Source organism: Leptospira kobayashii (genome assembly GCF_003114835.2).
Lineage (GTDB): Bacteria > Spirochaetota > Leptospiria > Leptospirales > Leptospiraceae > Leptospira_A > Leptospira_A kobayashii.
Genome location: NZ_AP025028.1, coordinates 972,257 through 986,251, shown reverse-complemented (window position 1 = coordinate 986,251; position 13,995 = coordinate 972,257). Strand labels below are relative to the sequence as shown.

Below are 13,995 nucleotides of genomic sequence, written 5' to 3'. Positions count from 1 at the left end.
ATTCCTTTTTATTTACTTAATACTTCTTCTGGTACTGTTTCTTTGAACTGATCAAGAGTATAAATTTCATACTCATAACCTTGCTCCGTTAAAAACAACTGTCTGTTTTGTCCGAATCTCTCTTCGTTCGTATCACGGGAAATCAAAGAGTAAAAAATCGCGGTATTGTCTCCTGATTTCGGTCTGAGAATCCTTCCGAGCCTTTGTGCTTCTTCCTGTCTGGAACCGAAAGTTCCCGATACCTGAATGGCAATGTTTGCATCCGGTAAGTCGATGGAAAAGTTCGCTACCTTAGATACTACCAATTGTTTGATCTGACCGGAACGGAATGCCTGATATAACTCCTGTCTTTCGGGAAGAGGTGTTTTTCCCGTAATCAAAGGAATCTTAAACGTTTGGGAAATCTCTTCCAATTGATTGATATATTGCCCGATCACAAGTATGTTGTTAGTCGCGTGTTTTTTCAGGATATAACTGATCGCTCTGAGTTTTTCAGGATTTTCGGAAGCTAGTCTGAACTTTTCACGATCGTCCGCAACAGAATAGCGCATACGCAAATCTTCTTCCATCGGAACACGAACTTCAATACAGTTTGCTTCCGCAATCCAGGCTTTGGCTTCCAACTCTTTCCAAGGCACATCGTATTTCTTCGGTCCGATAAGTGAAAACACGTCTTCTTCCAATCCGTCTTCCCGAACAAGAGTCGCCGTCAAACCTAACCTACGTTTTGCTTGCAATTCCGATGTCATACGAAAAACGGGTGCCGGTAACAAATGCACCTCATCATACACAATCAAACCCCAGTTATTTGCACTGAAGATATGAAAATGCGTGAAGTCCCCGCCTTTTTTCTTTCTGTGAGTCAGAATGTTATAAGTTGCAATCGTAATCGGTTTGATCTCTTTCATCTCACCGGAATACTCTCCGATATCCGATTCAGGGATGTCGGTTTTGTCTAAAATTTCATTTCTCCACTGACGAATGGACAAAGTGTTCGTTACTAAAATGAGAGTTTCTGCTCCCACGATTTGCATCACACCCATACCCACGATGGTTTTACCCGCACCGCAAGGAAGAACCACTACCCCGGAGCCGCCTTCGTTCCTTCCACCTGCATGGAAAGCTTCGACAGATGCTCTTTGGTAATCTCTCATTCCGAACTTGGTACCGCCCCCAGTAACAGGCTTTAGGTTGAAAGGGTATTTATTCCCTTCGTCATAACCCGCCAAATCCTCTACGGGAAAACCGATCTTGATCAAAGCTTGTTTGATATGGCCACGGTATTCTTTTTTGATTCGGATTTTATCGCCTTCCATTCCGTCCACGAACGGTTGTACGGCTCGGTTGTTTGCGATTTCAGTGATAAATCCCATTTCATTGGAAATGATATAAAGTTCGCCCGATTCTTCTTTTACGAGCTTCACTTTTCCATAACGGGAAATCTGCTCTTTGATCTCATTGATCACGTTTTTCGGAACAGAGTAACGGGAGAAACCAACGAGTCCCTCTACAATCTCCTCTGCCGTCATTTTGATGGATGCCGCATTCCAAAGAGATAGAGGGGAAATGCGGTAAGTATGCATATATTCCGGGCTTTTTTCGAGCTCTGCAAATTTGGAAATAAGATCGCGACAAGCCTCGTATTCGGGGTTATCAACCTCTAGAAGCATCGTTTTATCGCTTTGAACTGTGAGTGGCTTGGTCATATAAATTTCCCTCTCAAAAAACCAGGCTGAGAAGCGAAACTCTCCTGTCAACCAATTTGATTTTAACAGATTTTGGATAAACAAACTTCGCATTATAGACCGTTTCATGAGTCTAAGGAATAAGTGACCGCCTAATGTGAGTTTGCTTACAGTAAATATTAGTTTTTATTTGAGTTGACAAACCGAAGTTTCAAAGAATTTGCGACTGATGCTCCTTAGCTTTCCCAATTAATTCGTCTATGATCGTATAATTTGTATTTGGTTTGTGCATATTTTCCGAAAGGAACCTTCGGTAAAACCTGGCTCCCGGATTTCCATGATAAAGCCCGAGAGTATGCCTTAAAATGGAATGAGGGCGGATTTTTTCCTTTCCCATCTCCTGAAGATAATCTTTCAATCTTTGCAAAATTTCCAGTCGGGAAAATCCGGGCGAAGGAGTATCCCATAATAACGAATCCGCATTTGCAAATAGAAAAGGGTTTTCATAGGCCGCCCGCCCGATCATCACTCCATCCACCCGAGAAAGTTCCTTGCTTGTTTCCTCTAGAGACTTGATTCCCCCGTTAATGGAAACGGAAAGATCGGGAAATTCGTCTTTCACCGCATAAACATCGTTATAGCGAAGAGGAGGTATTGTCCTGTTTTCTGCAGGAGACAATCCTTCCAGTATGGCGATCCTTGCATGGATGATGATACGATCCACACCCGCCGAACGGATGGATCTTACAAAATAAAGTAAGTCCTCCAGACTTTCCTTTCCATTTACCCCTATTCTATGTTTTACGGTAATGGGAAGTCGAGTGGAAGATTTCATTGCGGAGACAAGTCGCGCCACCTTATCCGGCTCTTTCATCAGGCAGGCACCGAAACTTCCGTTCTGCACACGGTCGGAAGGACAACCTACATTCAAATTGATTTCCGAGTAACCGTAGTCTTCTCCGATCTTCGCACATTCCGCGAGATCGTTCGGATCATCACCGCCCAATTGCAATGCCAATGGAAATTCTTCCTGAGAAAATTTCAGATACCTGTCCCTATTTTTCCCCCTTAATATGGCTCCTGTAGTTACCATCTCCGTATAGAGGAGCGTCTTTTTGGTAATAAGACGCATAAAGTATCGATAATGTCTGTCGGTCCAGTCCATCATAGGAGCTACCGACAAACGGTGATTAGGGGTCATTTATTCCAAGCCTTGCGTTTAAGCTTCTTGGCTATGTTCTTCCTTGGAAACGAGACTTAATACCGAAGCTATCTCGGTAGGCACAGATCTTTGGATTTCTTCCGAAGCCAATACGGCAAAGTTCCTAGGAGGGATTTCCTTGGCGAGAAAGAAAGCGAACGGTTGGCGCAAGTAACGGGCAATGACGAAGATCAGGAAACGGTTTTCTTCCAGAGCTTTTTGAAATTCCGCATAGAGAGATTCCATAATTCTGGTTCTGACCTCATGAGGTAGAATGATGATTTTTCCTTCCACTTCATCTTGCATCAAACTTCGATTCAAACGATCTACAATGCGAGGGTCAATGGTGACCACATGCAATTTTCCGTCGGCTGCAAGAAAATCATTCACGATCTGTCTGGAGATTGCCTGACGGACCGATTCGGAAAGAAAAAAAGGATCCAATGACTTCGTGATATTGTTCGCAATTGCTTCCATGATTTTGGGAAGATTTTTGATGGAAAGACCTTCCATAAGAAGATTCTGAAGTGTTTGTTGAATCACTCCAAGCCTTCCTTGTTTATCATAATCCAATTCCTGTACAAGAGTCGGATGAGTTTGACGCAAATGTTCGAGAAGTGCTTTCACTTCTTCTCTTCCCAAAAGTTGAGATGCATAAGTGGAAATCAATTCCTTCAAATGAGTGATGATGACCGTAGACGGATCGACTACCGAATAACCTTTGTTCTCTACTTCCGGTCTGGTTTGAGGATCGATCCAAGTTGCCTTCATGCTGAAAGCAGGCTCAACGAAACTTTCTCCGGAAATCGGTTCCAGTTCCCTTTGAGAACTGTTCATCGCCATCAGCCGGTCCGCTTTCACAACGGATTGACCTACCACCACTCCGTTGATCCGAATCGTATAATTGTCGTGAGGGATTTCCAAATTGTCCACAATCCGGATCGCGGGAATCACCAAACCAAAGTCAGTTGCAAATTTTTTGCGAGTGTTCGCGATTTGTTCCAGTAAATGACCGCCTGACGAAGCATCTACGAGAGGGAGCAAATCCCTTCCCAGCTCCACCTGGATGGCTTCGACCGAAATCTCTTTGATATAATTTTCCGGTTTCCGTTCCTGTACTTTTTCCTGAGCCACAGTTTCGATTTTTTTGATTTCTTCTTTCGCCACTTGTTCGATGGAGTAACCTAGATAACCGATGCCGGCAGATAAAATGATGAGAGAGAAAAAAGGAAGACCCGGAATCAAACTGGCAAGACCCAATGCTCCCGCTACTACATACAAAGTTTTTGAATTTCCGAACAACTGATCCTTTACTTCCAAAGTCAGTTTTTTCTCCGAACTGGAACGAGTCACAATGATACCTGTAGCCGTTGTGGAAAGTAGTCCTGGGATTTGGGATACAAGTCCGTCCCCGATCGTAAACTTACCGTAAGTTTCAATCGCCGTTAAAAACGATTCTCCACGAATGGTGGATCCGATGATGATCCCTCCGATCAGGTTGATCGCAGTGATGATGAGTCCCGCTCTTACATCTCCTTGTACGAACTTGGAAGCTCCATCCATCGCCCCGTAAAAATCCACTTCTCTTTGAACTTTTTTACGTTTGATCTTCGCTTCCTGTTCCGTGATGGAACCGCTGTTCAATTCCATATCGATGGACATTTGTTTCTGTGGCAAACCGTCCAAAGTAAACCTTGCCGCAACTTCGGAGATCCTAGTCGCACCTTTGGTAATTACCAATACCTGAACGATCGTTAGTATGATAAAGATGATAAGACCCACTACGTATTTTCCGAGTCCCGATTCGCTTCCCACAACGAATGTTCCGAATGCTTCAATCACACTGGAGTTCATCGCAGGGCCTTTCGAAAGAATCGCCCTGGTAGTGGATACGTTGAGTGCGAGCCTGAATAAAGTAGTGATTAAAAGCAAACTCGGGAAAATGGAAAACTCGCTCGGTTCGGTTACGGAAAGAGCATTGAGTAGAATAAGTAATCCCAGCCCGATACTGATCACAAGCAGAACATCCAGTATGAACCCCGGCAAAGGAACAATCAACATTCCTAGTATAACAAGTGTTCCTATACCAAGAACAAGATCGGATTGTTTCAACATATCTCGTAAATAATTCATATTCGCCTGCTTATACCATGCCTACTTTTCTCTTAAACTTTTCAAGAGTCATCAAAATCGAGCTGACCGCTTGAAAAAACTCATTCGGAATTTCCTGACCTACTTCCACTTGCGCGTACAACAACCTAGCCTGCGCCGGGCTTTCGATGATGGGGACATCGTTTTCTTTTGCTATGCGACGGATCTGCAAAGCAAGTTGATTCTCACCTTTTGCAATCACACGAGGCGCCTGATCTCTTCCTAATTCATACAATAACGCGACGGAATAATGGGTGGGATTTGTGATGACTACATCCGCCTTGGGCACTTCTTTCAGCATATTGCCTTGCATCATATCGCGTGCAAGTTGCATCCTTCTGTTTTTCAAGATAGGATCACCCGAATCATCCCGCATCTCACGTTTGGCTTCGGAAGGAGTTTGTTTTAAAGAATCTTCAAACTCGGATTTCTGAAAGAAAAAATCGGCAACCGCGATCGCAAGTAAAATGACACCCACGGTCATCATGATCTTAAATCCGGAATAGGAAATAAGAGAGATGGATTCCATCACTCCCATATTTCCTGTAAGTAGAACTTTTAAAAAATCTCCCGATATCAAAATAAAACTGACCACACCGATCAGAATCACTTTCGCCAAAGACTTAAGTAGATTGAATATGGTTTGTCTGTTCGGTAAAACTTTTTTAAAGTTAGGTGTAATGCGATCAAACCGGAAGGACAATGCTCTCGGAGTGAACATAAACCCGACTTGCACAACATTTCCCGCGATCGCAAACACAACGGTAATCGCAAAAATAGGCCAAAGGACCGAGAAAAAGTCGCGGGTCACGGAAGCCATGATCACACGAAATTCCTCAGCGCCGAAACGTTCTACTCCGACTCCCATGGATAGATATTTTTTGATGAATACCGCAGTATTCTGAACGAATTTATCTCCCAACATAAAAATAGTGGCAGTTCCACCTAACAAAACTAAAGTGGAAGAGACTTCGTTCGACTTGGGAACATTTCCCTTCTCTTTCTCTTCCCTTCTTCTTCTCTCACTGGGAGGCTCGGTTCTTCCTTCGTCTGCTGCTGCAAACAACTGAAGATCGATTAAATAATAAGGATGTTTTAAAATTTCTTCAGGAATCATTCGTTCGGCCACTCCCTGATCATCAAACTCGCCTTATCCAAAGAAATCTGAATCCCTTGCGTCATCTGGGAACTGATAAATGTTAAAGTCGCTATCAATGTCAAAGTTCCGATGAATACTTTCAAAGGAAAGGACATAGACATAACATTCATTTGTTGAGCTGCTTTTCCCATCAGTCCTTCCACAAGACTGACCAAAAACAAAATCCCCATCACGGGAAGTGCGATCTTGAAGGCGACGGTAAACATGGCACCGATGGATTCTTCCAATAAACGAAGTAATCCCGCATTGACTTTTCCGGTAAAAGAAATCAAACGAATCTTTAAAAAAGAAACGGCAAGCGTTTCGATTAAAAAACGATGGGCCCCTATCACAAGAAAGATGGCTGTTGCCATCAGGTTTTTGATCGTTCCTATGGCAGGAAGGGAATTTTGGGTGATCGGATCCAAAATTTCAGTATAACCGAATCCTATCTGATTGTTGAAAAATTCTCCCGCCATCTGAAAGGAAGCAAATACGATCGATACGATAAAGCCGATGATCACTCCTATCAGTAATTCGGAAAATACCAAAAGACCGAAATTGATCATATGACCGGGCACAGGCGGCATGGAGTTTGCCACGACCGGATATACAATCAATGCCACAAGAAATGCAAAAATCATCTTGAAAGAAAACTGAATGGAATCGGATGAAAAGAAAGGTGCAACCAGGAATAGACCGAATAACCGGGCTAATACGAAAAGGAAGGATTGGAAATGAAGTAAAAATGGTTCCATATCATATCTTTTCGATCATAAAAAATATCTCACGGGTATAATCCATCATCACCCGAACCATCCATGCGGAGAAAACAATGATCACCGCAAAGATCGCAACCAGCTTGGGAACAAATGCAATCGTAGGTTCTTGGATGGAAGTAGTCGTTTGAATGATACCCACAACAAGGCCCACAACGAGAGCAGTGATCAGGATGGGACTTGATATTTTCAAAGTCACGATAAAAGCCTCCCGTATCAGATTGACCACGTCCAGCTCCGTCATTTATAACTCTTCACAAGCTCAAGTACGAGCAGGTTCCAACCGTCGATCAAGATGAATAAAATCAACTTGAGAGGAAGTGAAATCATCACAGGAGGCAACATCATAAAACCCATGGCGAGTAAGGCGGAAGCAACGATAAGATCGATGACGATAAAAGGAATGAAGATATAAATCCCTATAATAAATGCTTTTTTGATTTCAGAAAGCATAAATGCGGGAACCAAAACATAGGAAGGAACATCCTCGAAAGATTTGACATTTTGGACCTTGCCTATCCTGAGAAAAAGCGCCACATCTTTGGTTCCGTCTTTTCCCAACTGACGAATCATAAATTCGCGTAAATGTTTCATCGAACCTTCCATAAACTGGGTTTGGTCGATTTTGCCGTTCAGAAAGGGTTGCAAAGCCTGATCATTCACCTTACCGATTGTAGGTGCCATAATAAAGAATGTCACAAATAACGCAAGGCCCATCATTACCTGGTTTGGCGGCAGGTTTTGCAGAGACAACGCCCTCCGAACAAAGTCGAACACGATTACGATTTTCGTAAATGATGTGAGACTCATAACAATCGCAGGAGCGAGGGAAAGGATCGTCACAAGAAACAGAATCATCAGGGAAAGGCTGGTTTCTTTGGGCGATTTCGCTTCGTTTACATTAAAAGATAAATTCGGAATGGGAATTTTCAAACCCTTCGAGCCGTTGTCTTGGGCGGACAGAGCGATCGGACTCGCCAAAAAAAATCCGATAAACACGAGTAAGCCGATAGAGAAAAGAATTTTCCTGCGAGCGGAAGGATTTGCCAAAATCTTTTTCATGGCTGTCCTCCTTCCAACATCTCTCTGTGTTTGCGCAAACGATCCAGACTTTCCCGAGCTTTTGTTTGGATTTCCAAATGAGCATCCGAGTTGGATTCAAACGAGTTTTTATTGATACGTATTTTTTTAGAAAGCGCCTTGGATTGCAGACTTTCTAACATTGTTTCAAGGAAGTTCGGAACATAAGGATCCGCTTCCTCTTTTAATTTCAAGATTTGTGATTTTTCCTCTTGGGTATTGATCTCACTGATAAGACTTACCGATCCGTCGGCAACACCGACCACGAGCAAACGATTTCCCACTTCCACAATCTGCAAGGATTGGTTCGGTGAAAGGGAAAGGCTGGATAGAACTTTCATAAACCCTTTCACAGGGTATTTTGCAGACTTAGTCGCCTGCATCTTGATCACCAAATAATAACCGGCACCTACAAGTATGAATAATACGAATAATATCTTTACCAAAATCCATGTGGCGGAAGGAGAATCGTCCGACTGATCATTATATCTTTCCTGAATCAGATTGGGTTCAGCTTCTTTGGATTCTTCCTTGGAAGGACTCGACTGACTTTGGTTTTGCGGTTCCGGCTTGGTTTTGCCTTCGGAAACTCCCAATTCGTTACGCAAAACCTGATCCAATTCCTTCTGATCCGGATTTGACTGTGAAAATAAGGATGCGGAAACAAAGAAAGATAACAGAATAAAAAAGTACATAAGTACCCCGCTTCTCTTTAGTTTCCTGAAATTTGGGATCATTTTTCCCCTTTTAATCTATCCGTAGGACTTACGATATCTGTTACACGAACACCGAAGTTTTCATCGATGACCACAACCTCACCTTTGGCGATGAGTTTACCGTTTACAAGAAGATCCACCGGCTCACCCGCGAGTTTATCCAACTCAATGATGGAACCTTCACCTAACCCAAGTATATCTTTGATATACATTTTGGTTCTTCCGAGTTCAACGGTAAGAGCCATCTGTACATCCATAAGGAGATTGAGATTTGTCTGTCCCGGACCTGCTCCTGCAGTAGCGAGAGAAGGGAAATTGACTCCCTTGATCCCGACGGAACTCTGAGACATACCCATTCCGGCCCCGGGCATGGCAACGTTCATACCGCCGCCACCACCACCGCCTGCTGCTTTGGCTCCTCCGCCTTTTTGGATATCCAAAATGGAATGGGCCATGGAAAGGGAGATCACATAATATACCTTAAACGAACCTACACCTTCGATATTCAAACTCAAAGTGGTTTTTACAAGATTGGAATCGTCGGGAAGTTGCAAATCACGTGCTGCATTGACTACTGCGATATCAGCCGGAGTTCCCGACATAGCTCCGCCAAGCTTCATACCGATTTGTGCGGTAATCGTGCCGATGATCGGAGACATGGAATCTTTTAATGTTTGTAATTGCGCATTGTCCAATTGACCCGGAGGAGTCATTCCGCCCATCATCACACCTGCGACCTTTGCCGCATTTTCCTGTGCCATGATGAGACTCACTCTTCCCGTCAAACTCCCGCTCAAGTTGGAGTAGAGGCAAACTGTTTTGGTGCCGAGTTCCTTTTGAACTTCGGTCGCCAAACTGGACTCAGTTGCCGGATTCATAAAACGGGTGTTTTTTGCTAAAATGGTTCCGAGAGTATTTCCGGCGACCTGAAATGCAGAACCTACTACATCGGAAATGATATCTCTATCGATGGGAGAAAGGGTGTCTGAATCAGAACTTGCAGCTCCGCCAAGCGAGGACAAATCAAATGTGTCGTCGGCACCTTGCAAAAGCGCATCTATTTCATCTTGTGAGAGCGAACCTTCACCCATACCCTATTTCTCCGAAAAAACTTAGGATAATGTGACATAATACGATTTTTTCTGTCACCTACTTTTTTCTAGTTTGACAAAAAGTAAGGGTTTTTAGTCGAAAGCTTCCTCTTTGCCCTCGGAATATGCCCGAAGGTGGTCGTAAGAGTAAATTCCAGTGTTGTGATAATCGCTCCAGACTATGGAAATCGCATATCTCCCTACTTTTGTCCAAGAAAGAAGTTTGATGGACTGGATCTGTTTGGTAGCCGCACCAATTTTCCCCCCATGCCCACCTCTACAAGTAGCACAGGGACATTTTTTACGCAAATCCAAAAGGGAAAATTTCGATTCAAAACCGTCTTTCCATTGGATGAAAAGACTCTCATCATCGAAATGAATTTCTTTGGGGAATGTGGCTAGTTGAGAGCTCATAACCTATGCCTTAACCGGTAACTGAACGATCTTTTTTTTGAATTGGCCGATGACGGTTCCGTACTGAATCTTTTCCCCTAATCTTACATTAGGCGAAAGTTCGATCGTATCATTTTCAAATACAAGTATGACAGTAGAACCCATTTCAAATCTTCCCATCTCGGAACCTTTGTCGATCATGATGGAAACATCTTTATAAATATGTTCTTTGGAAAACCGAATCCAATTATTGGTGACAATCTTGTCGTCATAAGTCACCCTAATCTTACCAACGTTAGATGCTCCTACTTTAATTACCGCGACTTTGCCGTATTCTGTTTGCAAAAAAGTGATCAATCTTTCGTTTTTCGGGAAAAGCCCTCTGATATTCAAAACCGCCAAATCGTTCACAGGAAATAATTTACCAGGCTCATAATAATAACCCAAAATCTGACCGCCAAACGGAGAGTGGATGCGATGATAATCCTGAGGAGACAAATAGAAAGTGATGTATTTTCCGTTCGTGAAAGCGGAATAATATTTTTCGGAACCGAGGAGCTCCTTCACGGAATAATCGATTCCTTTTGCCTGAATGATCGTGGATTGATTGATATTTCCGAAACTGGTGATCTTGGAATCCGTAGGAGATACCGCCGCATTGGAAGCCGAATCAATGATACGTGCTTCCGCACGAAGTGCACGCGTAAAAAACTGATTGAGAGATGCGTATTCCTGTATTTCCAGTTCCGCTTCGTTCAAATTGATCTTATACGCTTTTGCAAATGCTTTCAGTAAAGGAATCATCATAAAACGGGGAAGTTTCAAAGTGGAAAAATATCCGAAAATCTTGGAAATCAGGTTTTTGGGAAGTAGAGTTAAAAATAGCAAATAGATGTCTTTAAAAATCTCATACCTTGCTCCGGATTCGGAAATATATTTTTTAAGTTCGAAATTTGCCGATTTCCCAAGCAAAATCAAAGATACAAGAAGAGGAATGGAAGCGATCACAGCCACAGTATAACCGATCTTCATTGCAAAAAGGAATACATTGCTACCGTAAATATTATACACAAATGCGGATAGTACGATCACACTGATGAAAAGGATTCTGAAAAAATTGGCGAACTTTTCCCCGAAGATATAAAATGCGTTTTGTTCTCCCGTATAAAACCAACCGGCAAGACTGAGAATCCCGAAACACATAAAAGATGTGAAGAGCACAAGTGCAGGAACCGATTCCCTGCTTTCTAAAATTCTTGCCGGGAAACTGAATATAGACTCGGCAGTGACAGCGCCGAACGAATACAAAACGAATCCGATCAGAGTGGCCATGATGAAACCTTCAAAGAAGGTAGCAAGCATACTCACTAACCCTTGCTTTGCGGCATAATCCGTACGAACCACACCCGCTACCCCGGAAGATTTTCCCACTGCAGTTTCCGTAGAAAGAAAGAACACTCCAAGAGAAACGGAGATAGCACGCAAGACTCCGAAAACCCCACCGCCTTCCAGCGCTTTCATGGAGAAAGCCTGGGAAACTACGTCTTTCAAATAAGGAAAAAAAGCAACAAGACCTTCTCCGAACAAACTGAAATAAGCGATGATAAATAAAATGATTCCGAGTGGCGCTAGAATGGATGCGGTTCTTCCTACCCTACGAATCCCACCAACCACAATAAATAATAAAATTACGGCAATGGCAATCGGCCCGGACATCCCCCGAAAATTCAATCCTTCCTTCGCGATATAGGTCAAACTTAAGAAAGGGAATATTCCCCCGAAGCTGAGAACCGTAAATATACTTCCCAAAGAAAATGCAACCGCAAGCCACTTGGCACGCAATGATTTTTCAATGAAATACATTGGTCCCGAAAGATAACGCCCGCTAGGTAATTGATTTCTGAATTTGATGGCAAGTGTGGAAGACACAAGTCGAAGAGGCATTACAAACAAAGATACCACCCAAATCCAGAATATAACACCGATTCCACCATAAGCAATTGCAAGCCCGGTTCCCAAAACGGACCCGGTCAGAAGGGAAGATCCGATCCCTGCAAAAAATGCCTGGGAATGAACCAATTGTCCTTTGGAACTTTTGAAGTCCATATTCCCTGTGAGAATTTTCAAAGAAAGAAATAGATACCGAATTTGCGGAAAACCCAAACGCAGAGTCAAATAAAGACCTGCAAGCAACATCAGGTAAAAATACGGGCTGAGAATATCTGAGCCAAGGATGAGGGTGAAATTCGAATCGCCTTGAAAGAATGTTTCCATACGAGATGAACCTTACGAAATTGGATGAAATTGTTATGTCAAGATGTATTGGGTTCGTTTCTCTCTTCCTTTTCCACTTATGTTTTACCATTTCCCTCCTGGCAGAGACAGGAGCTTGGGAAGTCGGGCTTAGGACCGGGGTGGGCCGGAGAGTTCCGGGAAGATTCGACGGGAATTTGAATAGTTTTTCTTCTACCTTCAACCCTTTGATTTTTTCAGACCTGAATCTGAACGGTGGAAAACAAACAAATACTTATGAAGCCTTCATTCGGTTTTTTCTGGACCCCAGAAACAAAGTGGGCGCCATCATCGGAAGACAGGATTTGTCCAATCTGTATTTAACCGAAAGCACAAGTGATTACTACTATACTTCTTTGAAATCGGAGATATTTTCCTATCATATACTTGCTACTTATCATTATGTAACGGAAATTTCGCGGAACTGGGAGTGGGAAAACGGGGGAGGATTCGGGTTCGCTTCCGCCGACTGGCAAATCAACGGATACAATGTGGGGGCGGATTCTGTAAATACTCTTTCCATGCAAAAGGGAAATCTACGGGGAAGCGGTCTGGCATTCCGATTGGAAACCGCCGTCAATCGCAGATTAGGTGATAGTAACTTTCTACAAATCGGATTAGGATACCATCTGGTTTCCATTGCAAAGTTTTCAGGACCTTATAACGGAGAAGAATCGAGTTTTTACATCCAACAAGATGGAAAAGTAGGAGTCTTTGATGATACTCGCGTTTTGGATGTCAGTGTAGGAACCAATCAATCCTTGCGCAGATTAGATATGAACAGCGGTTCTTGGAATCTGTATTTTTCAGTCATGCATAGGTTTTTGGATTGACATTGAACTGGTTTAACTATGATTCAGGAGTAAGAATCGAATGAAAGCCCCAAAAATCATCACAATCGGGATCAAAGAACTCGCCCATCAAAAAGTGATTCTTGCTGCATGGTACAATTTTCTAAAAGAAAGTTTTGATGCTAAAAAATTAACGGGCGACGAATTTACACAATACTTGCAAGCTCATGTGATGTATGATTTGGACAAAGACCAGATTGAGCTTATGCTTTCCGGCTCCGAACCTCTGTTAGAGGAATTCAAAAAGTCAATTTTCGGATGAACCTACAGATCTTTGGCACAAAGAAGTGCAAAGATTCAAAAAAAGCACAGCTCTTCTTCCAAGAAAGACGCATACCTTTTCAATTTATCAATCTTCAGGAAAAAGAAATGAGCAAGGGAGAATTACGTTCCATCCTTGGCTCGGTCAAACTGGATGATTTGATTGATACGGAATCAAAAGTTTACGAAGACAAAAATTTAAAGTACATGAAGTACGATAAAGAAGAAGCCCTTTTGGAAAACCCGTTACTATTCAAAACACCGATCGTACGGGACGGGAAAAGAGCCGTAGTAGGATATGTTCCCGACGTTTGGAAAGCCTGGATCGAAGAAAGTAAAAAATAACTTTCTTCCGAT

The 13,995-nt window shown here is 42.8% G+C and carries 14 protein-coding genes; 3 read left to right on the top strand and 11 right to left on the bottom strand.

Going from position 1 to position 13,995, the window contains the following annotated elements; translation table 11 throughout:
* Nucleotides 1–8 precede the first annotated feature (8 nt).
* The 11 genes from DI077_RS04375 to asd form a co-directional block, all read right to left on the bottom strand.
* Complete coding sequence (locus tag DI077_RS04375; protein WP_109020729.1) at nucleotides 9–1,706, bottom strand: DNA repair helicase XPB; 1,698 nt, start codon at nucleotides 1,704–1,706, stop codon at nucleotides 9–11.
* Nucleotides 1,707–1,896: 190 nt separating this feature from the next.
* On the bottom strand, nucleotides 1,897–2,886 hold the full coding sequence (dusA, locus tag DI077_RS04370; RefSeq protein ID WP_109020623.1) for a tRNA dihydrouridine(20/20a) synthase DusA: 990 nt from the start codon (nucleotides 2,884–2,886) through the stop codon (nucleotides 1,897–1,899).
* An 18-nt stretch (nucleotides 2,887–2,904) separates the two neighbouring features.
* Nucleotides 2,905–5,019: a flagellar biosynthesis protein FlhA gene (locus DI077_RS04365; protein WP_109020624.1), complete on the bottom strand. Its 2,115-nt coding sequence runs from the start codon at nucleotides 5,017–5,019 to the stop codon at nucleotides 2,905–2,907.
* Between the two features lie 10 nt (nucleotides 5,020–5,029).
* Complete coding sequence (locus DI077_RS04360; protein ID WP_109020625.1) at nucleotides 5,030–6,154, bottom strand: EscU/YscU/HrcU family type III secretion system export apparatus switch protein; 1,125 nt, start codon at nucleotides 6,152–6,154, stop codon at nucleotides 5,030–5,032.
* Entirely contained in the window at nucleotides 6,151–6,933 is a 783-nt protein-coding gene (gene fliR / locus DI077_RS04355; RefSeq protein WP_109020626.1) for a flagellar biosynthetic protein FliR, read from the bottom strand. Before fliR ends, DI077_RS04360 begins: the two co-directional genes overlap by 4 nt.
* Before the next feature lies 1 nt (nucleotide 6,934).
* Nucleotides 6,935–7,198, bottom strand: coding sequence for a flagellar biosynthesis protein FliQ (gene fliQ / locus DI077_RS04350; protein ID WP_109020627.1), 264 nt, complete (start codon nucleotides 7,196–7,198; stop codon nucleotides 6,935–6,937).
* Nucleotides 7,195–8,016, bottom strand: a complete 822-nt coding sequence (gene fliP, locus DI077_RS04345) for a flagellar type III secretion system pore protein FliP (RefSeq protein ID WP_109020628.1) — start codon at nucleotides 8,014–8,016, stop codon at nucleotides 7,195–7,197. Before fliP ends, fliQ begins: the two co-directional genes overlap by 4 nt.
* A complete protein-coding gene (fliO, locus tag DI077_RS04340) occupies nucleotides 8,013–8,729 on the bottom strand; it encodes a flagellar biosynthetic protein FliO (RefSeq protein ID WP_109020730.1) in 717 nt (238 codons plus the stop codon). Before fliO ends, fliP begins: the two co-directional genes overlap by 4 nt.
* A gap of 38 nt (nucleotides 8,730–8,767) precedes the next feature.
* The gene (gene fliN / locus DI077_RS04335) at nucleotides 8,768–9,841 is read right to left on the bottom strand and encodes a flagellar motor switch protein FliN (RefSeq protein ID WP_109020629.1); all 1,074 of its coding nucleotides are present in this window, start codon (nucleotides 9,839–9,841) and stop codon (nucleotides 8,768–8,770) included.
* Nucleotides 9,842–9,934: 93 nt separating this feature from the next.
* The gene (locus tag DI077_RS04330; protein WP_109020630.1) at nucleotides 9,935–10,255 is read right to left on the bottom strand and encodes a DUF971 domain-containing protein; all 321 of its coding nucleotides are present in this window, start codon (nucleotides 10,253–10,255) and stop codon (nucleotides 9,935–9,937) included.
* Nucleotides 10,256–10,258: 3 nt separating this feature from the next.
* Nucleotides 10,259–12,508: an archaetidylserine decarboxylase gene (gene asd, locus DI077_RS04325; RefSeq protein WP_109020631.1), complete on the bottom strand. Its 2,250-nt coding sequence runs from the start codon at nucleotides 12,506–12,508 to the stop codon at nucleotides 10,259–10,261.
* A gap of 5 nt (nucleotides 12,509–12,513) precedes the next feature.
* Between asd and DI077_RS04320 the strand changes: the two genes are divergently transcribed.
* The 3 genes from DI077_RS04320 to DI077_RS04310 are packed head-to-tail and all read left to right on the top strand — an operon-like array spanning nucleotide 12,514 to nucleotide 13,983.
* Complete coding sequence (locus DI077_RS04320) at nucleotides 12,514–13,359, top strand: LIC_11366 family protein (protein ID WP_242935354.1); 846 nt, start codon at nucleotides 12,514–12,516, stop codon at nucleotides 13,357–13,359.
* A 40-nt stretch (nucleotides 13,360–13,399) separates the two neighbouring features.
* On the top strand, nucleotides 13,400–13,639 hold the full coding sequence (locus DI077_RS04315) for a hypothetical protein (protein ID WP_109020632.1): 240 nt from the start codon (nucleotides 13,400–13,402) through the stop codon (nucleotides 13,637–13,639).
* Complete coding sequence (locus DI077_RS04310; protein ID WP_109020633.1) at nucleotides 13,636–13,983, top strand: arsenate reductase family protein; 348 nt, start codon at nucleotides 13,636–13,638, stop codon at nucleotides 13,981–13,983. The genes DI077_RS04315 and DI077_RS04310 overlap by 4 nt, the downstream gene beginning before the upstream one ends.
* Nucleotides 13,984–13,995: the final 12 nt, after the last annotated feature.